Genomic DNA, 24,015 nt, shown 5'->3' with positions numbered 1-24,015 from the left:
ATAAAGAAAACTTGGCTAGCACCAAGCCCTAGCGAAGGTGGTAGCCCTAGTTACCTTATCCTGCCGGACTTAACCACTTGCATCGTAGGATAAAGAAAACTTGGCTAGCACCAAGCCCTAGCGAAGGTGGTAGCCCTAGTTACCTTATCCTGCCGGACATAAATACGTGCATCGTAGGAGAACGAAAGCCGCTGGTTGCACTTATACTATCTGCCCCCAGACTTATACTTTCTTACGAAAATGGACTACATTTTCATACCTCCCTGTGAATCGGCAGGTTCATGGAAGTTTCTGTTAGTAATAAAAAAGCGCGACAAGCGCGCTTAATTTCAATTAAATAATCCAGAGAGACTTACCATCTAACCTTCCTAATTCCCTTACGCATCAGAGACATGGCTTTGTTCCGCGGGCGAACCATATAACCAATAGCCGCTCCAAGAACACTTCCTGCAAGCATTCCACCAACTACTTGTCCTGATTTCAAGGTCTCATCCCTCCTTCTGCTATAATTTACTCTAAAGCAGCTTCCGAAATCTCAGAATTGAGGATGGGGTCTTCCCAGACGACTAAGGAACCGTCTTCTGCTAAATCGTAAATTACGACCTTATCCGTTTGGCTGGTAAATTCCACACAACAATCCCAACAATAAAACTGCCCTACCCCGACCTTGCCGATCGCTCGACCTGCGCACACTGGACAATTCATGATAGTGACCCCCCTTCTTTGGCATGATCCCATGGGGATACCTGGTCTTCAACGATTAAGACGTCCTTCCCATCTACCATGATATTTTCCTGCAGTATTGCGCCTCGGCCTTGGATCAGATCAGAGAACAAACCATCTGAGACCTCAAATCCTACGATGCTATCAGCCGAATCGTCGAGGAAGACATCTTGAATCGTACCTTTTGCTTCCCCAGCTTGGGTGAACACCTGATTTCCAACTTTTTCAGACCATTTGACACCTTTGATATCTTGAACTAGATTGTCCTTCACGGTTAAGGCATCCTTACCGACAGCAGCAATCGCGCTGCGCGGAAGTCCTTTTCCGGAATGAAAAATATGGCCATTTTCTAAGAGCATCCCACTGACTTTATGAGCCTCTGAATCAAAAACAACATCCTGAATCCATCCTATCGCGTCACCGCTTTTAAGATTCAAGACCGGCAAGCCAATGAGTTCTCGGGCACGTCTCATATTTTCCTCCTTACAAAATAGTTCCTTTCTACTATTCCCCGAGAAAATTCAATTCATTCATTTTCTTTAAAAAACTAAACTTTAGATGGAGTTGATAACTCTCTGCCTAAAGTCAGTCTCCTTTATATTCCTCTCGGATCAGAAATAATCTTACCTCCACCCACAACTCGATCCCCGTCATAGAAAACAACAGCCTGTCCAGGGGTGATTGCCCGTTGCGGTGTTGCAAATTGTACTTTTACGCAAGCTCCAATCGCACCTTTGATTTGTTCGGATCTCTCTACCGGATAAATCACAGCTGGAGCTAAGGATGCTTTGTAGCGGATTTTAGCCTTAACGTTCAAAGGTCCTCGCAAGTCCTCAATCGCCATCCAGTTGAGATCCGTCGCATAGAGCGTATCTGAAAATACCTCTGGATCCTCTCCTAAGACGACTTCATTACGGTCGATATTAAAGCCGACGACAAACATTGGTTTCCCAAACGTCATACCAAGGCCTTTGCGTTGTCCCACAGTATAATGAACCAGTCCTTGGTGATGGCCTAGGATATTTCCTTGCTTATCCACAAAATTTCCGGGTTTAATTTTATCCTTAGCCCTACCTTGAACAAAAGAGGCATAATCGTTATCCGGAATAAAACAAATCTCTTGACTATCCGGTTTGCGAGCAACACGGATGAGCCCGCGTTCTTCAGCCATTTCGCGAATATGATCCTTCTTATAATGGGCTAATGGAAACAACGTATGCGCAAGTTGGTCTTGAGTGAGGGTATAGAGCATATAAGTCTGATCTTTCCACGTGTCGACAGGACGATTCAATACAAGTCTTCTGCTCTCCGGATCGCGTAATATTTGGGCATAATGTCCTGTCGCAATATAATCCGCGCCTAAAGATTGAGCTTTGCGCAGCATTTCTCCCCAGCGGACAAAGCGGTTACACATGACGCAGGGATTTGGAGTTTCTCCCTGAAGATAAGATTCGGTAAAGTAATGAATTACTTTTTCTTCGAAGTAAGAACGGAAATTAAGGACGTAATGCGGAATTCCCAATTGAAAGGCGATTCGCCGAGCATCATCGATAGCCGAAATGGAACAGCAGCCTCCTTCCACATCTGGACCCGCGGATGGCCAGATTTGGAGAGTCACGCCGATGACGTCATACCCTTCTTCTTTGAGCAAAGCGGCGGCTATGGAGCTATCCACACCGCCGCTCATTCCGACTACTACCTTTGGTTTATTGGTAAGTGTCATTGATTTATCCCTATTCCTTACTTTTGATGTTTATCGCGGTAATCTTTGATAGCCGCATGAACAGCATCGGCTGCCAAATTTGAACAGTGCATTTTGACGGGTGGAAGCCCGTCCAACGCTTCGGCAACCGCAGCATTAGTAACCTCTAACGCTTCATCGATGGTTTTTCCCTTGACCATTTCAGTAACCATGCTGCTTGTGGCGACAGCTGCCCCACAGCCAAAGGTTTTAAATTTAACGTCTTTAATTACATCATCCTGAATATCTAAGTAAATACGCATGATGTCACCACATACAGGATTACCAACTTCACCGATGCCATCAGCATCCGGAATTTCACCCACATTGCGGGGATTTGTAAAATGATCCATCACTTTTTCTGAATACATTTAAAATACACTCCTTTTAATTACTGCACTTTAGCATTATTATGAAGAATTTGATCATAGAGAGGGGACATCGCCCGCAACCGATCAACTATGGCCGGTAACTTTTCGAGAACATAATCGATATCCGCTTCGGTATTTTGACGTCCTAAGGAGAAACGTAAAGAACCATGAGCTACCTCATGCTTAAGTCCCATTGCAAGGAGGACATGAGACGGATCAAGTGAGCCTGAGGTACAAGCTGAACCACTTGAAGCCGCAATTCCCATCATATCTAAGCTCAAAAGGAGTGATTCGCCCTCAACATACAGAATACTCACATTCACGTTGTTCGGGAGACGCTTGTCCCCACGCGGTCCATTAACCTTTACATAATCGACCCGTTCGAGGATTCCATCCATCAGTTTATCCCGAAGAACGGCCAACCTTTTCTCTTCTTCTTCCATCCGTTCACCGGCGAGTTCACAAGCTTTGCCGAACCCGACAATTCCTGGTAGGTTCTCTGTGCCTGAGCGGCGTTTTTTCTCTTGACCGCCCCCGAAAACTCGGGGTGTAAGCTTAACCCCTTTGCGAATATAGAGAGCGCCGACCCCTTTCGGTCCATAAATTTTATGACTGGAAATCGTCAGAAGGTCAATATTCATCGCTTTCACATCAATCGGGATTTTACCTAAGGATTGGACAGCATCAACATGAAATATTATTCCTTTTTCTTGGGCGATCTTGCCGATTTCGGCAATGGGTTGAATCGTTCCAACTTCGTTATTCGCATGCATGATCGTGATCAAAATGGTATCCGGACGAATCGCTTTGGCAACGGCTTGCGGATCGATAAACCCTTCTTCATCGACTGGAACCACCGTCAAATCAAAACCATTCTTTTCGAGATATTCACAGGTCTCTAAGACAGCATGATGTTCGACAGCTGAGGTAATGATGTGCTTGCCCTTTTTCTGCTGAGCGTCGGCAGTCCCTAAAATGGCTAGGTTGTCCGCCTCAGTTCCACCACTTGTGAAGGTAATTTCTGTCGGTTGCGCTCCAATTAAAGTGGCAACTTGCTCTCTGGCCTTTTCCAAACCTTCTTTGGCTTCCTGCCCAAAACCATGGACACTTGATGGATTACCATACTTTTCCGTATAATAAGTCATCATTAATTGAGCGACTTCTGGATCCACCGGAGTAGTCGCGCTATAGTCTAAATAAACTCTCCTCATTGATGTCCCTCCTAAAACTTTTCTAGCATTTCAACGTTTAGATGTAGAACATATCGAAATTGCGCTCAGATTCTTTTCTCTTTGCGTCCTGAACCATATCTTGCAATGTAATGGAATCGACCACATCAGTAATCGAATCCCGCATTTTTTCCCAAACGGTTCTGGTCACACAGTATTTTGCTTTTTGACAGCAATCATGATCTTCTTCTTCTGAGACACAATTCACTGGCGCGATGGGTCCCTCAAGGACGCGAATGACATCACCGACTCGGATCTGATCGGCCTCTCTGCCCAACACATAACCACCCTGAGCACCACGAACGCTTTGGACAAGACCCGCTTTACGCAACCCGGAAATCAATTGTTCTAAGTAATGCTCCGAAATTTCTTGTCGTTCGGCAATACTTTTTAAAGCGATCGGTCCTTCACCAGAATGTTGGGCCAAGTCAAACATCGCTTTTACACCATATTGTCCTCGAGTTGAAAGCTTCAAGATCCCCACCTCTTTTCTTCTCTAAACTTTGGTTGGGATTAAATATTTCTTAGGTCAGACATATCTTATTAAATTACTCGGGATTTGTCAAGAAAAACCCGAGTGTTTTACTGAGGTTTTTTAAATCGATTAATTAAATCATTTTTCTACAAATTAAATTCCTTTCATTTTACGCTTCAAAAGACAAAATATCAAATTTAAGGGTAGATTCTCCAAAAGGACTTTGCTTCAGCTACAGGAGTCGCTATACTGAAATAAGAATTCAGATTACGAGCGTAGCTCAATAGCTTCGAGGCTCACTTTTGGAAAGGAAAGAAAGACAATGGATCTTTTTTCAGCAGCCTTCGACCCTAATCAAGTAGCCCCTCTCGCGGATCGAATGCGTCCGCGTACACTTGATGAATATATCGGCCAAGCTCATATTCTCGGACCAGGCAAGCTTTTACGACGGGCAATTGAAGCGGACCGCGTCAGTTCACTCATTCTCTACGGACCACCCGGAACGGGGAAAACCTCACTCGCGCATGTCATTGCTCAAGCCACTTCTTCCAGTTTTATTCGAATTAACGCTGTGTCCTCCGGGATCAAGGAACTTCGAGAAATTATTCAAAATGCAACCGAGCAACTTCATCTTTATGGCAAGAAAACCTTAGTTTTCTGTGACGAGGTTCATCGCTTTAATAAAGGCCAGCAAGATGGGTTGTTGCCCGCTGTCGAGAATGGAACGATTACTTTTATTGGGGCCACGACGGAAAATCCTTTTTTCGAGATCAACTCTGCGCTTCTGAGCCGCTCAACCTTGTTTCAGCTCAATTCCTTAACCCCTGAGGAACTTCGTCAGGGCTTGAACCAAGCGTTGGCTGATAAGGAACGGGGTATGGGGCAGTACCAAGTCGAGATTCTTCCTGAAGCCTGGGAACACTGGCTGAATTATGCCAATGGGGATTTACGCCGGGCTCTGAATGCTCTCGAGCTCGCTGTTTTAACCACGTCACCGATCGAGGGCACACGGCACATAACCCTGGAGGTGGCTGAAGAATCAATCCAACAGCGGGCGATGCGCTTCGATAAAGATGGAGATAACCATTATGATATTATTTCAGCCTTCATCAAAAGTATGCGCGGTTCTGATCCGGATGCTGCCCTATACTGGTTAGCTGTCCTGCTGGAATCTGGGGAGGACCCCCGCTTTATCGTCCGCAGAATTATCATCCAGGCTTCGGAGGATGTCGGGTTAGCAGATCCGCAAGTTATGCTTCAAGCCCATGCTGCTGCCAATGCTTTAGAGTGGCTGGGGTTACCCGAAGCACGTATCCCCATCGCCCAGGCGGTCCTAGCGATTGTTACGGCACCTAAAAGCAACAGTGCCTATGAAGCCATCGATCGGGCGCTGGATTATGTTCGCACGCATCCAACAGGAGAAGTCCCCCGCCATCTACGTGATGCGCATTATCCGGGAGCCAAAAAACTAGAACATGGTAAAGGCTATCGCTATCCCCACGCCTACCCCGGTCACTGGGTCGAGCAGCAATATCTACCTCAAAGTGTTGAGGCTCCTGGTTTCTTTACCCCCTCTGGGTTAGGGCAGGATCTGGGGAACCTGGGAAAAGGAAATCAAAAGAAAGAGTAGACCTAAGACTTTTAAAAGTAGAAGAAGGAAGAGAACGACGCCCGCAAGCACCGTTCTCTTCCTTCTCTTTTAGATCATTTTTTAAGGCAATTCATCTTCTGTGTTAACCTTCTTAAGCGTGGGCGTTTAACATTTTAACGAGATCTGCCTTACCCCGGAAGCCAACGATTTTGTCCACCATCTGACCGCCCTTAAAAATACCTAGGGTCGGAATGCTCATCACTCCATACTGGCTTGCAACCGAGCCTTGCTCATCGACATTAAGTTTACCAATCGTAATTTTACCTAAATACTCATTGGCTAACTCATCGACAATCGGTGCAACCATCTTACAGGGCCCACACCAGACTGCCCAAAAATCCACCAAGACAGGTTTCTCCGAACCTAAAACCTCTTGTTGCCAATTTTCCGCTGTAAACGTTTGAACATTTGCTCCAGCCATTTAAAAATTCCTCCTTGAAACATCATTAACTTTAGCTTACACCAAAAGCTTTGAGGTTAATGATATTGACTCGCAATTTACTTACTTAATAAATTTAGTAAGTACCCCAACAAGGTCTTCAATCGCAGCGTCTTTATCGTCTTCCTTAATCGCTTTTTCTAAACATCCCCGTGAATGGTATTCGAAAATCATGGTACCGACTTTATTCACGGCAGCTCTGACTGCTGCAACCTGAATCAGTACATCCACGCAGTACTTATCATTTTCGATCATACGCTGGAGTCCCTTAACCTGACCTTCTACTTTTTTAAGGCGGCGAATAAGATCTTCCTTCGATTCGGAATAGGGGCAATCATTCATAATTATTCTCTCCTATATACCCATGGGGGGTAGCTACACAATTATTATAATCGTTAATATTTTTTCTGTCAAATCTAAATCTAACAAACTTTTTTTATTTAGTTTTGAGTTCCGGTATATTGGTTTTAATATGCAGCTCTTTGAGTTGTTTCTCGGCGACAGGTGACGGAGCCTGGCTCATTAAATCGGCTGCACTTTGGGTTTTCGGGAAGGCAATTACATCCCGGATAGTCTCCTTGCCCGTAAGAAGCATAATTAAGCGGTCTAAACCAAGGGCGATCCCGCCGTGCGGGGGTGTGCCATATTCAAAGGCTTCCATCAGAAAACCAAACTGAGCATTCGCATCTTCTGGGGTGAAACCAAGCAGTTCAAACATCTGCTCCTGCACTTCACGCCGGTGAATCCGGATACTTCCGCCGCCTAATTCGATTCCGTTTAAAACGACATCATAAGCTTTAGCCCGGGCTTTTCCTGGTTCAGTTTTTAATAGAGGTATATCTTCATCCATAGGTGAGGTGAAGGGATGGTGAATCGCAACGAAGCGTTTTTCCTCATCATTCCATTCCAAAAGTGGAAATTCCGTAACCCAGAGAAAATTTAACGCTCCTTCGGGAATAAGCTCTAAGCGTTTACCGAGCTCCAAACGAAGATGGCCCAACGCATCGGCAACGACAGAAGCCTGATCGGCGATAAAGAAAAGGATGTCCCCTGTTTCCCCACGCATCTGAGCAATCAGTTGATTTAACTGTTCTTCAGTAAAGAACTTAGTAATTGGCGATTTAACGCCTTCTTCTCCAAGAACGATATAAGCCAAGCCTTTTGCTCCAAACTGATGGACATATTGTACCAAACCATCAAGTTCTCGACGTGGCATTCCTGCGCATCCTTTGGCGCAGATTCCCTTGACGCGGCCCCCCTTGGCCAACGTATCGGTGAATACTTTAAAATTGGAAGCGGCGACAAGCTCGGCAACGTCGACAAATTCCATGCCAAACCGCATATCTGGCTTATCTGATCCAAAACGTTCCATCGCTTCCTTATAGGTTAAGCGCACAAACGGCCGAGGAATATCTTTACCCGTAAACTCCGTGAAAATACGGGCGATCAATTCTTCCATCATTGGTAAAATATCTTCAATCTCCACAAAGGACATTTCGACATCCAGTTGGGTAAACTCCGGTTGACGGTCGGCCCGTAAGTCTTCATCCCGGAAGCAGCGGACAATCTGGAAGTATTTTTCCATACCAGAGACCATCAAAAGCTGCTTGAAAATCTGCGGCGATTGGGGTAGAGCATAAAATTCACCAGGATGAACCCGGCTCGGTACAAGATAATCTCGTGCTCCTTCGGGCGTCGATTTTGTAAGCATGGGTGTCTCAATTTCATAGAAACCACAGCTGTCAAAATAGTTCCGCATGATCTGAGTGACTTTATGCCGTGTTTTAAGGACGCTCTGCATCTCAGGGCGGCGCAAATCGAGATAGCGGTATCTGAGGCGAATCGTTTCATCCACATCAACATCATCCTGGATATAAAAGGGCGGAGTCTTAGCCGTATTTAGAATTTCTAACTGTTCAGCAACCACTTCTATTTCGCCCGTGGGCAAATTAGGGTTCGTTGCCCCATCTGGACGGAGACGAACGCGCCCCAAAATCGAAACTACAAATTCAGACCTTAAACGCTCAGCGGTCGTGAAATTCAGGAGCTCCGGATTAAATACAACTTGTACTAAACCTGAACGATCTCGAAGGTCAACAAAAATTACGCCCCCATGATCCCTCCGACGTTGGACCCAACCAAGCAAGCGAACGGTTTCTCCATCATTATTCGTCCTTAGCTTTCCTGCTTCAATCCGTTCTGCTAAAACTGTCATACTTGTTCCTCCCTAAATTTACGAATGAGATCGTTTTCCACTTCAGCAAGCGGCACTTCTAATTGTTCCCCCAAGGCTAAATCACGTAAGATAACCACTTGACGAGTTAATTCATCTTCCCCAAGAATCACCGCATAACGGGCTTGTGCTTTATCCGCCGTTTTCATCTGGGACTTCAAACTTCTACCCAGTAAATCGATGCTGGCTGGAATTCCTTTACTTCGTAACCGGCTGACTACTGAAAAAGCTTTTTTCTGAGCAGCATCGCCTAAGGCAATAAACATGACAAATTCTTGGGGAGTCCGATCCGAATCCTGTCCAGAAGCTTGGATCGCCGTGAGGACACGTTCCATCCCCATAGCAAAGCCAATTCCCGGCGTCTGGGGACCACCCACTTCTTCAACGAGTCCATCATATCGACCGCCACCACAAATCGCGCTTTGGGCTCCAATATCCTCGACCAGGACTTCAAATGCTGTCTTCCGATAATAGTCCAAACCGCGAACGAGGCGAGGGTCCACTTTATAACGGACATCCGCTGCCGTCAAGAGTTCCTGTAACTCTTGAAAATGCTCAGAGCATTCCGGGCAAAGCGTATCCAATGTTGTAGGGGCACCTTGCGTGATTTCCTGACAGGACGGATTTTTACAATCCAGAATCCGCATCGGATTCCGTTCAAATCGATCCTGACAATCTTTACATAACTGCTCTCGCCGTGGAGCTAAGAATTCCTGAAGTTTCGTCCGGTGTTCGGCACGGCAAACGGGACAACCGACAGAGTTAACATGGACTTCCAGCCCTTTCAACCCTAACCGGTTGTAAAGATCCCAGACCAGGGTAATCACTTCGGCATCGACGATAGGCTTGTCCGCCCCTAACACCTCGACTCCGAATTGATGGAACTGACGGAACCGGCCTGCTTGAGGCCGCTCATAGCGAAACATCGGTCCCAGGTAATACAATTTCACAGGTTGCGGGCCTCCGTATAACTTATTCTCGACATACGCCCGGCAAACCGAAGCTGTTCCTTCAGGCCGTAAAGTGATGGAACGATCCCCTTTATCAAGAAAGCTATACATTTCCTTATTGACAATGTCTGTTGTTTCCCCAACGCCACGTTGAAAGAGTTCGGTCGCTTCAAACATTGGGGTCCGGATTTCTTGATATCCATATTCCCGACAAATTTGGCGAATGTGCTGTTCGAGGTCTTGCCATTTTTCGATAACACCTGGTAAAAGATCCTGTGTTCCTTTGGGACGTTGAATAGCCACTCGTAATCCCTCCTAAAAATAATAAAAGCTCCTCATCTCTTGCCTGTAAGCAAGGGACGAGAGCTCCCGTGGTGCCACCCTTATTGACGAAAAGATTGTACTTTCCGCCCACTTTTTGGTCTTTAACGAAACCATCCGACTTTTCTTCCCTTTCCCAGGGTGTCCTCCTAAGCGTCTCTCAGGCCGGTTTCAGTCATTGCCGACCCTCCCTGTTGAGAGATTATGCACAGTCTCTTCCTAAGAATTTGTTTAAACAGGAATTCCAAGTATAAAAGCCTTTATAATTTTAAATCATACAAAAGAAAAGCCAGCTTGTCAATCTCAGTCCATATTATTCCATACAGAGCAAAGTCTTAGCCTTGCATTAATGGCTCACATTTTTTCTAAAGAAAAAGGTTACTCTAAAATTGGATCGTTAAAAATGAGTTTAACATTTACCGATTTGAGTAAAGAGGAGGCACTGACATTGAGTGATAAAAAAACAGATAAAACCCGTACGCATGCTCCCAATCTGGAAGACCAAACCCCAAAGCCCAATAAATCGGATCGCTATCTTATGAAAGATAATCTTAACGACCATCAACACACGAAATAAATGAGTTGTATAAAGAAAAGACCGGATGGGCTGGTCTTTTCTTTTTAATTTGACGCTCACTTAAGCCATGCTCGAAGAATCCGCCATTCGTTCAATTTTCGTTCCCACGTTAAAGTATTCGCCGGACTTGTTGAAGGAAGAACGTGATAGACTAACCCTTCTTTTAGATTAAAGCCAACCTGGCGTTTAAACACTTCAAAAGCCTTCTTACCATTAAACGCGACATAGCAAATCTCCGGGTAATGCGCAAACAATTCGGCAAACAAATTGGGCCGAGGAGACTTAATGTGGGAGTCCAGACTGCCTTCCCGTTCGCAGGCAGCAATCACGTCCCAGAGGGCTAAGTTATGTTGGAGGATGAACTCCAGTTTATGAGAATAAGGAATGGCCGCTGCAGGTATAGTTTCCTGCTCTCGTAGCAGTTCAGACTGTTTTTGACGTTCTTGTCTTTCTTGTTGTTCTTCCCTTTCTTCTAAAGAAAATAGTGTATCAAGAATTCTCCAGAACTGGTTACGGGGATTTGCGTAATATTCTTGTTTCCTGAGCGATTCTTCACTCGGCATGGAGCCAAGAATCAGTACGCGTGAATTCGCATTAATTACGGGTTTAAAACCTTGAATTTGCATTGATTCCTCCCCATTCATTTGAGTTTTCTATTTCGTGGCTTAATCCAAGTTCTTCTTAAACTTCTTAGCCGCGAGCGCAATTAGAAGAATCGCAAATAAGCTCAGTGCAAGTGCATCCTGCCATAGATACTCAATTCCAATCCCTTTCAGAAAAATTCCGCGCACAATCAAAACATAGAGTTCTATCCTATTATTTTGTAGCTAAACCCTCTTATCAAGAAAGGAAAAAAGCCCATCCCAGAAATGGCTGAGCACCTCCTTCGGTCCAAATAAGTTAACCCTTCGCACCCAGCGCGATTTTTAAACTCTCTTCAAGCATTCTTTGAGTCATTGCCCCCTCATGATGGTCACGGATAACCCCGTTTTTATCAATAAAGAAACTCGCAGGTATCCCATAAACTCCATAGCGATCAGTTACAGAATGAGTGCTGTCTTCATCGAGCAAAACCGGAAACGTTGCCTTATTTTGGCTTAAAATATCCTGCACATCTTTCATTTTATCCGAGTAAGTGATGTTTATCGTTAAAACGGCCACCCGATCTTTATTTTTTTCGTAAAACTTCTGGATCTCTGGAATTTCCTCTTTACACGCTGGACACCAGCTCGTCCAAAAATTCAAATATATGGGTTTACCCCGAAAGTCACTTAGCTTCACGTTCTTACCCTCTAGTGTCTTGAGCGTGAAATCCGGGGCAGTATTTCCAATTTCATAGCCGATATTAGGAGCGGATGATGCTTCTGTTGAAGGAGTACTTGCCTTCATCCCGAAGGTCGTGAGGAGAACAATAACAATAACTCCCACTATTCCTACGAATCTAAGTTTCATATTCACACCTCCCTAAAAATAAGTTAAACTCATACTATATGTAACTCTGTTACTCATCTCTCTGATTATACGATAGAAGTTTCGGGAGGAAAAGTCCTATATTCTGATTACTTTGGAGGTCTATGTATGCAAGATTCTATTTCATGGATGGCGGCTTTTGTTGCTGGGATTCTCTCCTTTCTCTCCCCCTGCGTTCTTCCGATTTTTCCCGCTTACTTGTCTTACCTTATCGCGGATACCGAAACAAAGAGTAAAAATGTAATTCTCTTCAGGGCCTTTGGTTTTATTTTAGGTTTTTCCCTTGTTTTCATTGCCCTAGGCGGTTCCGCCAGTCTACTTGGCAAATTTTTAAACGTGAATAAGGTTTTCCTCCGTGAATTAAGTGGTGTTGTGATGATTTTCTTCGGTCTCCATATGGTGGGCATACTGAGATTAAAATGGCTTTATCAGGAAAAACGCATTCTTTATAACCCCAAGAAAAATACGGCCTCTTTTGGCCGCTCTGTTCTCTTAGGTTTTATTTTTGCTGCAGGCTGGACTCCCTGCATCGGGCCCATCCTAGCGAGCATTCTCGTTTATGCGGGGAGCACCCAGACCCTGACTCAGGGAATTAGCCTATTAACCCTTTATTCGCTAGGTCTGGCTCTTCCTTTCTTGGCTTTTGCTTTATTCGCTGAAAGGTATGGCTCAAAATTCAAGAAAATAAACCACTTGCTCCCTTATTTTACAAAGGCAAGCGGTGTGCTCATGATTATACTGGGGTATCTCGTATTTTACAATAAACTCGCTTTATTAAATTCGGTATTTTAAGTACACCCTGAATCTGAATATCTGCTTATCATCTTTTAAGCTATCTACCCATTTTCAAAGGCTATGGCTAATCTTAAGAAACTCTCCAACTCTTTTCTGATAAATCTCCGGCCACCGTCTCAGGTAAACTTGCCAATTTGAAGGATGTTTCATATTTGTCAGCGAAAAATCCTGGGGATTCACGACCTTACTGGATGCTCCAGCCCCGATCCCGATGACCGATTGCCGTTCTTCCATAATCCCGATGTTATAGCGACACTCCGCCCCAGGTAAGGCAAACCCAATATTCTCTAGGTTCCCAGCGATATGTTTTTGACGATAGAGATAGTACGGGCGCATCCCCAAAGAACGGGCACTTGCGAGAACTATTTCCTGCATCGATTCTAATTCCGTGCCTAAATTCTGGACTAAACCCGCTTCATACTCTTTAGAACCTTTTTTAATCGCAAGCGCATGCACTGTGAGATTATCGGGCTTAAGTTCCCCAATCTGTTTAAGAGATTCACGAACGTCTGCTACATTCTCACCCGGAAGCCCTAGAATTAAGTCCATATTGATAGCCCACCCCGGAATCTCGCGAGCAAGCTCATAAATCCTTAAAATATCCTCAACAGAGTGGGCTCGACCGATCCGCTTCAACGTCCGATTATGCATCGATTGAGGGTTAATGCTTAAACGATTGACTCCTTGCTCGCGAAGGGCTTGGAGTTTTTCTTGGGAGAGCGTATCCGGCCGTCCGGCTTCCACCGAAAGTTCAATCTCTTCTGCCATCGGGATATTTTTCCGAATCCATTGAAGCAAAACCGAGATTTCGGAAGTCGATAAGATTGTAGGTGTCCCACCTCCCATATAGAGAGAACTAGCACATCTCCCCGTTTCTTTCATCCAAGCTCCCGTTACCCGAATCTCCTCATAGAGCCCTTGCAGATAAGCCTGAAGCGGTTCTCTTCCCTGCTGGAGCGAATAAGCCGGAAATGAACAATAAGTACACCGTGTTGGGCAGAAAGGGATTCCTACATAAACAGCAACCTGCTCTGGGTGATCTACGATTTCTTTAAGATACGGACGTTGCAGAACTACAACCTCTTGTAAAAGCTGGGTTTTGTCCTCGCGAATCAGATAACGTTCTAGTAATACTTTCTTCTCTGAAGTTTCCGAAATTCCAAGATCGTTTAAGCGATGCAGAATTTTACTCGGCCTGATGCCGGTTAAAATCCCCCAAGGGGGCGTATGCCCTGTCACTTGGGTGAGTAAATGGTAAAGTCCATGCTTCAGCAGAACCTTGCGTTCTGTTTCTTTACCAACCTGAGGATGAGTGAGAATTTGTTCAACGTCTTGCGGACTGATTAGAACTTGATATCTTTTTGATGGAGCATATGCGTCACTTTGAAAGGTTTGGGGACAGAGATGGAGATGGGGTTGAGCCTGGGCTGGCTCATAATAGAATTTACCTTGAACATTATAAGGGCGGCCAGGAAAAGTAACGTCAACCTCGATCACTGCTACCAGTTCAACAAGCTCATTCCCCGAAACATGACCATTTACGTTCCCACTCTTTTGAGAGTCCACTTTTCCATTTTCATTGACATCATGTTCCAAATCTCCGATAGTCACAGGCCCTTTGACCGACACTTTCCCCTCAGGGAAAAAAGCACGTATTAAGGAAAGACCCGCTTCCAATTCGGAGCGGGTTAAAGTTGTACTCATTAATTGAAAGTTCATTTGTTTGTTCATTTTAAAAACGGATTTTCCCGTTTTTCCCTCCCAATCGTAGTCTCTTCACCATGTCCCGGAAAAACCCGGGTTTCTTCAGGCAAGACCATCAGTTTTTGATTGATACCGTCCAAAAGTTGTTCAAGTGACCCTCCAGGAAAATCGGTGCGGCCGATTGAACCCGCAAACAGGGTATCCCCACTGATCAGCCCATCCGAAGTCAAGAAGCAAACACCACCTAAGGTATGACCAGGAGTGGCTAGAACCGTTAGAGTGATTTGTCCGATTGTTATCGTCTGGCCATCTTTGAGTAAGAAGTCAGCTGGTTTCATTTCAATTGAGGAACCCATATAGGTAGATAGATTTTTTTGTCCATCGATGAGCATATCGGCATCCCTGGCATGGATTCCGACTTTAGCGTCAAAAGCGTCTCTCAGTTCATCCACTGCTCCAATATGATCCAAATGTCCGTGCGTAAGCAAAATATATTCCACTTGATAGCCCTTTTCCAGGACCCAACTGTGGATCCGCTTCCCCTCAGCGCCGGGATCAATCACTACGGCTTTCTTGGTTTCAGGGCAACTAAGAATATAGCAGTTTGCCCCCATTACACCCATAGCCTGTCCTTCGATCATCAGTCTCACTCCTTTTTGGGCTTCTTCCTTCACGCATATCCGTAATTTTAGGCAACCCCATCATGGGCTAGGTCTCCAGATTAAGCAAGCTCGGTTGCCAACCTCGAACATTGCAGTTCGATCCTCACACCTTGATTAGAACGTCTTCTCACTATCTAAGAGTATGGTCACAGGTCCATCATTCACTAACTCAACCTTCATATCTGCCTGAAAGATTCCAGTCTCTACAGGCACTCCTTTGGCTGTAATCTTTGCCGCAACGTCCTCATAGAGAGCCTTAGCCTTTTCTGGAGGAGCAGCTGCTGAAAAACTGGGGCGTTTGCCCTTACGACAATCCCCATAGAGCGTAAACTGTGAAACAAGGAGAATCTCTCCCTTTTCCTCGAGAATTGAGTGATTCATTTTACCGTCTTCATCCTCAAAGACCCTTAGACCAATGATTTTATCAACCATCCAGTCCAAGTCCTGAGGAACGTCGTTCTCACCTACTCCGAGGAAGACAAGAAACCCCTTCCCAATCTTCCCGACGGTTTCCCCTTCGACACGAACGGAGGCCCTGCTCACACGTTGCACTACACTTCGCATTATTTTCCTCCTGAATAAACCCGTTCGACTGAATTCACATCTTTAACCTTGCGAATTTTCTGTATGACATTATACAAATGCCCCAAGTTGCGGATTTCAATTCTCAATTGAATATGCGCCATTTGATCCTTACTGACGCGGGCATTGATCCCCAAGATATGGGTGCGTGTCTCCATAACCGAATTCATAACATCAGTAACCAGTCTTGCGCGATCTAAACCAAAAATCTCGATATCCACCGGATAAATCGTATCTGCTTGGGCATCATCCCAGACCACTTCCACCATCCGGTCTAATTCCTCGTCATTATGTGCCTTAATATTATCACAATCCCGGCGATGGATAGATACCCCACGTCCTCGAGTGATATATCCGACAATATCATCACCTGGTAAAGGATTACAACATCGGGAAAAACGAACAAGGATATTATCTACCCCTATTACCCGAACCCCTTGGCTCGCTTTACCATAAGCACTTGACGGTTTCCCTTCTCCCTGCTGGAGAGCAGCCAAGTGGAGCTTTTCTTTCTCCTCCTTACTCAAATCTTCTCGCAAACGCATCAAGAATTTATTAACAGTAACCGCTCCATCCCCCATGGCGGCATAGAGGTCATCAACATTGGTAATATTATAGCTCTTGGCAAACATCATCAGGGTCTCCGGCTTAAGGATCGCCGAGGGTTCCAAACCCAGCTTATGAATCTCTCGTTCTAAGCCCTCTCGGCCTCGGGCAATATTTTCTTCTCGCTTTTCTTTTTTGAACCATTGACGAATCCGATTTTTAGCTTGGGAGGTTTTAACAAAAGAAAGCCAATCCTGGCTGGGTCCGTTTCCTTGTTTCGTTGTCAAGATCTCGACGATATCCCCATTAACAAGTTTCGTATCTAAGGGTACAATCCGACTGTTAATTTTTGAGCCAACACAGCGATGCCCAACATCCGTATGCACACGATACGCGAAGTCAATTGGGCAAGACCCAGCAGGAAGCTCAACCACATCCCCTTTAGGCGTAAAGACGAAGACTGTATCCGCAAAAAGGTCAATTTTTAGGGATTCCATAAACTCCCCGGCATCTTTAGAATCATGCTGCCATTCCAAAAGTTGACGGAGCCAAGAGAGCTTTTGATCAAAACTCCCCGAGATCGCTTTGCCCCCTTCTTTATATTTCCAGTGCGCTGCAATCCCATATTCAGCCGTGCGATGCATTTCCCAAGTTCGAATCTGGATTTCAAAGGGTTCTCCATGTGCTCCCACTAAAGTGGTGTGCAGGGATTGGTACATATTCGGTTTCGGCATGGCGATGTAATCTTTAAACCGACCCGGCAGCGGCTTCCACATGGTATGAATAATGCCGAGAGCACCATAACAATCATTCACTGAATCCACAATGACACGAACCGCCGTCAAATCATAAATCTCACTGAGTTCTTTATTCTGAGTGAGCATTTTGCGGTAGATGCTGTAAAAATGTTTCGGTCGACCGGCAATATCGGCATGAATTCCGACCTCACTCAGGCGGTCCCGCAGCTGCTCGATCACCTCATTGATTTGATCTTCCCGCTCGTGACGCTTGAAGGTAATTCCTTCAGACAAATCGTAATACTCTTGAGGCTTTAAATATCGAAACGAGAGATCTTCCAACTCCCATTTAATCCGGAATATTCCTAAGCGATTAGCCAAGGGCGCAAAAATTTCCAAGGTTTCACGAGCGATTTCCTTCTGTTTCTCGACGGAATGATATTTTAAGGTCCGCATATTATGAAGGCGGTCTGCTAATTTAATTAAAATTACGCGGATATCCTTAGCCATCGCCAAAAACATCTTACGAAGGTTTTCAACCTGTTGTTCAACCTTCGATTTGTATTCGATTCGTCCGAGTTTTGTGACTCCGTCCACCATTAAAGCGACCTGCGGGCCAAACTCTTTTTCAATATCTTCGATGGTGTATCTCGTATCCTCAACCACATCGTGAAGTAAGGAAGCTGCAATCGTCGCTTCGTCCATTTCCAATTCCAAAAGGATTTTTGCCACTTCGAGCGGGTGTTGAATATAGTCTTCCCCCGAATTGCGAAGTTGCCCGCGGTGAGCCTCTTCGGAAAAATGATAGGCTTTTTCCGCTATTCCTGATCCTTGGGGGAAAACCTGCTTCAGTTTATCTAAGAACTCGCTTTCTGACATTCACTGACCCCTCTCTTCACGCAAATCTTAAGACTTAATATTGAACGAGTGAGAAGATCGGGTAGGTGCCGAGCTTATCTCGACCCCCAAGCTCAGTGAGTTCGATTAAAAAACTCATGCCCACGACTTGAGCCCCGGTTTTTTCAACCAGACGCGCTGTCGCCAGCATCGTTCCTCCCGTTGCTAATAAATCATCCACAATCGCAACTCGCTGACCAGAGTGTAGTGCGTCTGCATGGACTTCTAAGGTATCCGTTCCATACTCAAGTTCATAGGTTTCGCTGACGGTCTCTCCAGGCAGTTTACCCGGCTTGCGCACTGGCACGAAGCCAACCCCTAAAGCATAAGCCAACGGTGCTCCAAGTAAGAACCCCCGAGCTTCCGGTCCGATGATCAACTCGGGCTTCCAAGGGCGGACCTGCTCCACCAGGGCATCAACGGCTGTCCGGTAAGCCTCCCCATTTTTCAACAAAGTTGTTATGTCTTTAAAAGAGATCCCTTTTTTCGGGAAATCCTCGATTACGCGAATTTTTTCTTTGAAATCCATGAAACTTCCGCCTTTCTATCCCTACACCCTAATTTACACCCTGAAAAGATTCACGTCAAAATTCAGAATTCCTTCCTATTATCAGTTCTGACCATGACGTTTTTAAAAATTCCTCAGCAAAGCGTAGCAAATTTTCCCATGTTTGCTTACCGCTATGAAAGCGGAGAGAAGAATCCAAATCCAGCTTTTTCTGGGCAGGTATCCATTCGAGCGTAATCCGTTCCGACCCTCCTAAAATCCTAATTAAGCCTAATTCTTCAAAGATTTTGAGGGCTTCCAAGGGATCTCTCCCTTCTTGAGTTTCAGGCGTCCAGGAGAAAATCTGAGAAGACTTTGTTTGTTTAGCTAACTGAGCTAAAATCCGATAGTCCTGGATCAGTTCTTCCCGAGTTTGATAGCCGGATTTTCGTTGTAAGTCCACAGCCGTCAACTTCGCTTCGGCAATTGCCCATTGGGATTGAGCATGATCTCCCGATATTTGTGTCCAGAGCTGAAACCATTCCTCCCAACCCGTAGGCAATCCCAGAAGAAGAATCATCAGCCAAGTTTTTTCTTGCCCAGGTTTCTGAGTCCTCGGCCCAAGGTCTCCCCTTGCCCGCTTATTTAGGATTGGCTCCGAGCTATTCCTAAGGAATTTATCCAAGGAAGTCCACTGCGCGCGGGCCTGAAGGCCATTCCAAACCAGAACATTCGACCAATCTTCCGGAGTAATCGCTGCCTCCTCCTGTAGAGCGCGTACCCATTGTTTTCGTCCATAGTTACGCCAGTCATACCCCTTTGCTAAGCCACCGGAGGTTGCTGCAATTTCTGTTCTTACCCGCAGGATCTCTTCGACCGCCCCTTCGTGCTCTTGAAGGTGCTCCCGATCTTCCCACGTTGCTGCAGCTTCGACATCTTTAAGAACCAGCTGGACTTTATCGGGTCCACGGTAAGTATTCCAGTCTAAGCCAAAGGTGACATCGACACATTTTGTATCTCGAAGGCCTGTAACCGCCGCTCCTTGGCGAAAGGCTATCCCTTCCCACGCCCCTTCGGAACCAAAAAGGCACTTTAAATGAGCTTTATCTTTACCTACCGTATTCACAGCATAAAGAGGAAACTGAACTCCGGCCAGAACGGGGCTCGGGTTGCCAAACCCGAACGGGGCCATTTGTTCTAATTGAGCCAAGAGGTTCCCATCAAGAGAAGCGAGAGGAACCAGGTGATCCACTTTAACGCGTTCGCAAAAAAGATCTTCGGGATAGTCGGCAGCAGCCTGATTGAGACCTTCCCTAAGAGCAGAGATATTAGAGCATTTCAAGGAATAACCTGCCGCCTGGCTGTGCCCGCCAAAACGTTCGAATAAATCAGCTTGTCCACGAAGAGCATCGAGAACATGGTAGCCCGGAATTCCTCGAGCAGAACCTTGCGCTTCTTCTCCCTCTTCGTTCATTAAATACACAGGGCGATAAAAACGTTCAACCAGTCGGGAAGCCACGATTCCAATGACTCCAGGGTGCCAGTTGGGTGCGGAAAGAACAATGACACGGGGGAGCGGCTGCTGCTCTAACAGAGCTACTGCCTCCGCGAAAATTTCCTTTTCCGTTTCCTGACGTTCCGCATTTTCTCGGCTTAAATAACGTGCTAATTCTTCGCCGCGCTCGGGTTTACCCGTTAAGAGCAACTCCAATCCGGCTTTGGCGCTATCCATTCTTCCGGCCGCATTGATCCGAGGAGCAACCATGAAGGCAATTTGTCCGGCCTTTAACGGCTTATTTCCCAGTCCACATTCCTCCAACAAGGCTTGCATTCCCAAATGTGTGGTTTTCTCCATTTGTTTTAAACCATAGGACACAATAATTCGGTTTTCGCCAATCAACGGGACGAGATCGGCAATCGTTCCTAACGCGACTAGATCAAGAATTTCAATCTCCGAAAGAGTCTCCATCTGATTCGTCCCTGAGTTTCCGAAATGTTCAAGTAAAGCCTGTGCCAACTTAAACGCAACTCCAACACCGGCAAGTTCCCGGAAGGGATAACCCGATTCCGGTACTTTCGGATTAAGAACGGCTAAAGCAGCGGGTAAAATTTCTGGGGGTTCATGATGGTCTGTGAGAATGACCTCAATCCCTAATTCCTTAGCGTAGGCTATTTCTTCAACTGCTGTAATTCCACAGTCAACGGTAATGATTAGTTTGACGTCAGACTTTGATGCTTTGAGAACTGCTTCTTTGTTTAGCCCATACCCCTCATCCCTACGACTAGGGATATAAGTAACTGCTTGGAAATTCAAATCGGTCAGTACTTTATAAAGCATGGCCGTACTAGTTACACCGTCAACGTCGTAATCTCCGTAAATCAAAACCCTTTCGTGATGGCTTTGTGCAAGTACAAGACGATCAATCGCCTGAGCCATATCCTGAAAAGCCCACGGAGAATTTAAATTAAGCAGGGATGGTCTTAAAAAGTCCACCACCTGCTTTTTCGTACGTAATCCCCTTTGAGCTAAGATATCCGCTACAATCGGTGAAAGTCCAAGCCGGGTTTGAATTTGGTTGGACACTGGGCCAACAGGCTGTGGTTTAATCCAGATCTTATTCAAAATATCTCCTCCACAGCTCATTATAAGCTAGCCTTAAAACCTCTTGCAAGGAAATCCTCTTTCTTAATCTTTCGAGGTGAGTATTTTCTCTTGATGGGATTTATGACAAACCGCCTGACTATCATTACAGACTTGGCATTTTCCCGAATTATCTTCACACGGCTCCATATGGATCAGAATCTGCGTCCTCGGTAATTTTTCTTTGATTTCCAACTCAATTCGATTGCACAGTTCATGAACATCGAATATAGATTCATACTTTGGAACGACTAAATGAAGGTCGATATGCCGTTCTGAACCGGCTCGACGTGTTCTTAATTTATGGAATTCCACAAACTGACCCGCATATTGATCCAGTACCCCGAGAATAATCTGATATTCTTGGGGATCAATACTCACATCCACTAAAGGCATAAACGCTTCTTTTGTGAGGTCATAAGCAGCTTTAAAAATCAAAAGGGCCACAAAAATAGCAATTAACGGATCGACAATTGTCCAGCCCGTAATTTTCATAATTAATAAACCCACAAAAACTCCAGCTGAAGTAACCACATCTGTGCGTAAATGCAAAGCATCTGCTTCAAGGGCAACAGAATCCGTTTTCTTAGCCACTCTCATCAAATTAGACGAAACCAAAAGATTCGCAATCGCGGAAAAACCCATGATCGCAAGTCCCCAGCCAAGGTTCGCAACAGTGACTTCCCCACTTAATTTGTGCACTGCCTCGTTAATAATTAAAAGGGCTGCCATAAAAATAAGCAACGCTTCAACAGTACCGGAGACATTTTCGATTTTTCCATGTCCGTACGCATGCCGGGCATCCGCAGGCTTACCCGATTCTTTTACAGCAAATAAAGCGATAATCGCAGCAATCAAGTCAATTCCGGAATGAATCCCCTCTGAGAGGATGCTCACTGAACCGCTGGCCAGGCCAATAGCGATTTTACCCGTTGTTAAAACCGTATTCGAGGCAACCGAAATTGCAGCAGCTTTTGTTTTCTCTTTCATTTTTAATATCCCCCACTTAAAGCTAATACCGAAAATTTACAAAATGACAAAAAGTTATACATTCATCGTAGGATATAAAGAAAACTTGGCTTGCGCCAAGCCTCTGGCGTAGGCGGAAGCCTTAGTTGCACTTATGCTATCTGCCCAAAACTTATACTTTCTGTTAGTATAAAGAAAACCCGGCTTTCGCCGAGCATAGCGAGAACGAAAGCCGGGTTGCACTTATGCTATCTGCCAAAAATTTATACTTTCTGTTAGTAAAATAAAAAAGGGCTCCCCACGGAAGTCCCACGGATTTCTCCGCTGCCCTTATGCTAAGGCCCAGCTGTAGCCTGACGATATTATATTTTAATCATATGATATCAGAAAAGTGCCTGGATATCAAGACTTATTTTAGTAATTATGACAGGTTGAGTTAGAGTAGGATATTTCCCCAAATAATCCATGTTATTCCTAAACAGGTTCTCCATAAAACGGGCGCGATTCCCCAGAGAACCTGTTTTCTCCTAAAATGCGGTATTAAGCCAGTCCCTATGAAAAGGGCCCAGGAAATTAGGGCCATCAGGGGCGTGAGAAACGCACCAAAAACCACAAGGCTCGTTATTCCCCCTGCTAAACCTGCGACCAATTCACTTTCTCCTGCTTTTCTACTTAAATATAGAAGTAATCCTACTGCCCCGCTGACCACTAACAATAAGGGAATTTCCCAGCTCCAAAATTTCTCTTGTTTAACTAACCAAATCAAGCTGGTTAAGATCAAGGTCGCGCCCATAATGCCTCGGATCCCAGCAGTTATCGTCATTCCAGCTGCTAAAAGAAGTAGCCCTTCGAGCACGATGAGTTGCCAAAAAGTCAAGGGCCACCCTCCTCTAATAATTTAGATCTTAATCCTCGGCTGAGTATGTTTCCTCTATTATCTCACGTTTAAAGATTTTTAAACGGCTCCGTAAAAGCTTGTCATATATTGTCAAATATTCCCTAATATGCATATTCTATACTAGTTCTAGTTTATTCTTAAAATTGTACTAAAGGAGGTTTGCGCTATGTGGTGGAGTCGTTTCTGGGGCTTCCCATTCTTTCCGGGCTTTGGCTTTTGGGGTTTCCCATTCTGGGGTTGGCGTCGTTGGTGGTGGTAATTAAGTTCTTTTTTCTTTCAATTCTTAGTGAATAAGAGACAACAAGGCTGCGGCAACTGCCGCAGCCTTACCTCTCCTGAGGGCTTTATTTAGCTGAATTTGGTATTTATTTGTTACTCTATAAACTATATAGGGCAGTGATCCAAGCTGCGCTATTGCGCTATTGCTCTTTTGCCGGAACTGGTCCCCGAGATAGGGCAATCTTACCCGTACGGACAATTTCAATAATTCCATAGTCTTTCAGAACCTCACAGAGAGCATCGATTTTACTTTCTTCCCCCGAAAGCTCAATAACCATCGTTTCACGGTTCACATCCACAATCTTAGCCCGGAAGATATTCACAATATCTACGATGTTCGAACGGAACTCTGTACTGGCCTTGACTTTAATCAGCGCCAGATCACGTTGAATTGAATCCTTTGAAGTCAAATTGACGATCTTAATGACATCAATTAACTTGGAGAGCTGATTGACAACCTGCTCCAACTCATTTTCATCCGCTTGGACGACTACTGTAATCCGTGTCGTATCGGGTTCCTCAGTATAGCCTGCAGCAATGCTCTCAATATTGAAGGCCCGGCGGCTGATAAGACCCGATATATGCGTTAAGACGCCAGGCTTATTTTCAACAAGAACACCTAAAGTATGCCTCATGCC

Annotated in this window: 25 protein-coding genes; 3 read left to right on the top strand and 22 right to left on the bottom strand. The window is 45.2% G+C overall.

Annotated features, from left to right (window positions below; translation table 11 throughout):
* Nucleotides 1-352 precede the first annotated feature (352 nt).
* From VM640_RS15285 to VM640_RS15255, 7 genes are all read right to left on the bottom strand, one after another.
* Entirely contained in the window at nucleotides 353-484 is a 132-nt protein-coding gene (locus VM640_RS15285; RefSeq protein WP_325393745.1) for a hypothetical protein, read from the bottom strand.
* A 26-nt stretch (nucleotides 485-510) separates the two neighbouring features.
* Nucleotides 511-705 carry a hypothetical protein gene (locus tag VM640_RS15280; RefSeq protein WP_325393743.1) on the bottom strand — a complete coding sequence of 65 codons (195 nt, stop codon included), beginning with the start codon at nucleotides 703-705 and terminating at the stop codon, nucleotides 511-513.
* The gene (locus VM640_RS15275; protein WP_325393741.1) at nucleotides 702-1,196 is read right to left on the bottom strand and encodes a PRC-barrel domain-containing protein; all 495 of its coding nucleotides are present in this window, start codon (nucleotides 1,194-1,196) and stop codon (nucleotides 702-704) included. Before VM640_RS15275 ends, VM640_RS15280 begins: the two co-directional genes overlap by 4 nt.
* Before the next feature lie 122 nt (nucleotides 1,197-1,318).
* Nucleotides 1,319-2,446, bottom strand: coding sequence for a tRNA 2-thiouridine(34) synthase MnmA (gene mnmA, locus VM640_RS15270; RefSeq protein WP_325393739.1), 1,128 nt, complete (start codon nucleotides 2,444-2,446; stop codon nucleotides 1,319-1,321).
* Between the two features lie 17 nt (nucleotides 2,447-2,463).
* Nucleotides 2,464-2,835: a Fe-S cluster assembly scaffold protein NifU gene (nifU, locus tag VM640_RS15265; protein ID WP_325393737.1), complete on the bottom strand. Its 372-nt coding sequence runs from the start codon at nucleotides 2,833-2,835 to the stop codon at nucleotides 2,464-2,466.
* A gap of 20 nt (nucleotides 2,836-2,855) precedes the next feature.
* A complete protein-coding gene (nifS, locus tag VM640_RS15260; RefSeq protein WP_325393735.1) occupies nucleotides 2,856-4,046 on the bottom strand; it encodes a cysteine desulfurase NifS in 1,191 nt (396 codons plus the stop codon).
* 37 nt (nucleotides 4,047-4,083) lie between these two features.
* Nucleotides 4,084-4,539, bottom strand: coding sequence for an RrF2 family transcriptional regulator (locus tag VM640_RS15255; RefSeq protein ID WP_325393733.1), 456 nt, complete (start codon nucleotides 4,537-4,539; stop codon nucleotides 4,084-4,086).
* 322 nt (nucleotides 4,540-4,861) lie between these two features.
* On the opposite strand from VM640_RS15255, the gene VM640_RS15250 reads away from it, so the two are divergent.
* Entirely contained in the window at nucleotides 4,862-6,169 is a 1,308-nt protein-coding gene (locus tag VM640_RS15250) for a replication-associated recombination protein A (protein ID WP_325393731.1), read from the top strand.
* A gap of 112 nt (nucleotides 6,170-6,281) precedes the next feature.
* Here VM640_RS15250 and trxA read toward each other — a convergent pair whose 3' ends face one another.
* From trxA to hisS, 4 genes are all read right to left on the bottom strand, one after another.
* A complete protein-coding gene (trxA, locus tag VM640_RS15245; RefSeq protein WP_325393729.1) occupies nucleotides 6,282-6,611 on the bottom strand; it encodes a thioredoxin in 330 nt (109 codons plus the stop codon).
* A gap of 81 nt (nucleotides 6,612-6,692) precedes the next feature.
* Entirely contained in the window at nucleotides 6,693-6,971 is a 279-nt protein-coding gene (locus VM640_RS15240) for a metal-sensitive transcriptional regulator (protein ID WP_325393727.1), read from the bottom strand.
* A 94-nt stretch (nucleotides 6,972-7,065) separates the two neighbouring features.
* Nucleotides 7,066-8,844: an aspartate--tRNA ligase gene (gene aspS / locus VM640_RS15235; protein ID WP_325393726.1), complete on the bottom strand. Its 1,779-nt coding sequence runs from the start codon at nucleotides 8,842-8,844 to the stop codon at nucleotides 7,066-7,068.
* A complete protein-coding gene (hisS, locus tag VM640_RS15230) occupies nucleotides 8,841-10,115 on the bottom strand; it encodes a histidine--tRNA ligase (protein ID WP_325393724.1) in 1,275 nt (424 codons plus the stop codon). The genes aspS and hisS overlap by 4 nt, the downstream gene beginning before the upstream one ends.
* Nucleotides 10,116-10,482: 367 nt before the next feature.
* Between hisS and VM640_RS15225 the strand changes: the two genes are divergently transcribed.
* The gene (locus VM640_RS15225; RefSeq protein WP_325393722.1) at nucleotides 10,483-10,710 is read left to right on the top strand and encodes a hypothetical protein; all 228 of its coding nucleotides are present in this window, start codon (nucleotides 10,483-10,485) and stop codon (nucleotides 10,708-10,710) included.
* A 56-nt stretch (nucleotides 10,711-10,766) separates the two neighbouring features.
* Here the strand turns inward: VM640_RS15225 and VM640_RS15220 are convergent, their stop codons facing one another.
* The gene (locus VM640_RS15220) at nucleotides 10,767-11,336 is read right to left on the bottom strand and encodes a DNA-deoxyinosine glycosylase (protein ID WP_325393720.1); all 570 of its coding nucleotides are present in this window, start codon (nucleotides 11,334-11,336) and stop codon (nucleotides 10,767-10,769) included.
* A 274-nt stretch (nucleotides 11,337-11,610) separates the two neighbouring features.
* Nucleotides 11,611-12,162: a peroxiredoxin family protein gene (locus VM640_RS15215; protein WP_325393718.1), complete on the bottom strand. Its 552-nt coding sequence runs from the start codon at nucleotides 12,160-12,162 to the stop codon at nucleotides 11,611-11,613.
* A gap of 126 nt (nucleotides 12,163-12,288) precedes the next feature.
* Here VM640_RS15215 and VM640_RS15210 point away from each other — a divergent pair, with 126 nt between their 5' ends.
* Nucleotides 12,289-12,972 (top strand): cytochrome c biogenesis CcdA family protein, encoded by a 684-nt coding sequence (locus tag VM640_RS15210; protein ID WP_325393716.1) that lies wholly within the window; start codon nucleotides 12,289-12,291, stop codon nucleotides 12,970-12,972.
* A 54-nt stretch (nucleotides 12,973-13,026) separates the two neighbouring features.
* On the opposite strand, the gene hemZ is transcribed toward VM640_RS15210, so the two are convergent.
* The 9 genes from hemZ to ilvN form a co-directional block, all read right to left on the bottom strand.
* Entirely contained in the window at nucleotides 13,027-14,694 is a 1,668-nt protein-coding gene (gene hemZ / locus VM640_RS15205) for a coproporphyrinogen dehydrogenase HemZ (protein ID WP_414648015.1), read from the bottom strand.
* An 8-nt stretch (nucleotides 14,695-14,702) separates the two neighbouring features.
* Nucleotides 14,703-15,320, bottom strand: a complete 618-nt coding sequence (locus tag VM640_RS15200; protein ID WP_325393747.1) for an MBL fold metallo-hydrolase — start codon at nucleotides 15,318-15,320, stop codon at nucleotides 14,703-14,705.
* 135 nt (nucleotides 15,321-15,455) lie between these two features.
* A complete protein-coding gene (gene dtd / locus VM640_RS15195) occupies nucleotides 15,456-15,905 on the bottom strand; it encodes a D-aminoacyl-tRNA deacylase (protein ID WP_325393712.1) in 450 nt (149 codons plus the stop codon).
* Complete coding sequence (locus VM640_RS15190; protein ID WP_325393710.1) at nucleotides 15,905-18,085, bottom strand: RelA/SpoT family protein; 2,181 nt, start codon at nucleotides 18,083-18,085, stop codon at nucleotides 15,905-15,907. The genes dtd and VM640_RS15190 overlap by 1 nt, the downstream gene beginning before the upstream one ends.
* Nucleotides 18,086-18,119: 34 nt before the next feature.
* Entirely contained in the window at nucleotides 18,120-18,632 is a 513-nt protein-coding gene (locus VM640_RS15185; RefSeq protein WP_325393708.1) for an adenine phosphoribosyltransferase, read from the bottom strand.
* Nucleotides 18,633-18,687: 55 nt separating this feature from the next.
* The gene (recJ, locus tag VM640_RS15180; protein ID WP_414648014.1) at nucleotides 18,688-21,216 is read right to left on the bottom strand and encodes a single-stranded-DNA-specific exonuclease RecJ; all 2,529 of its coding nucleotides are present in this window, start codon (nucleotides 21,214-21,216) and stop codon (nucleotides 18,688-18,690) included.
* A gap of 60 nt (nucleotides 21,217-21,276) precedes the next feature.
* Nucleotides 21,277-22,221 (bottom strand): cation diffusion facilitator family transporter, encoded by a 945-nt coding sequence (locus tag VM640_RS15175; RefSeq protein WP_325393704.1) that lies wholly within the window; start codon nucleotides 22,219-22,221, stop codon nucleotides 21,277-21,279.
* Between the two features lie 415 nt (nucleotides 22,222-22,636).
* The gene (locus VM640_RS15170; protein WP_325393702.1) at nucleotides 22,637-23,077 is read right to left on the bottom strand and encodes a hypothetical protein; all 441 of its coding nucleotides are present in this window, start codon (nucleotides 23,075-23,077) and stop codon (nucleotides 22,637-22,639) included.
* Nucleotides 23,078-23,517: 440 nt separating this feature from the next.
* Nucleotides 23,518-24,012: an acetolactate synthase small subunit gene (gene ilvN / locus VM640_RS15165; protein WP_325393700.1), complete on the bottom strand. Its 495-nt coding sequence runs from the start codon at nucleotides 24,010-24,012 to the stop codon at nucleotides 23,518-23,520.
* Nucleotides 24,013-24,015: the final 3 nt, after the last annotated feature.

Origin of the sequence: Desulfitobacterium sp. (genome assembly GCF_035539115.1) — a bacterium.
GTDB lineage: Bacteria > Bacillota > Desulfitobacteriia > Desulfitobacteriales > Desulfitobacteriaceae > Desulfitobacterium_A.
Note: the sequence above shows the minus strand (reverse complement) of the source record. Positions and strands in the feature narration are given on the sequence as shown.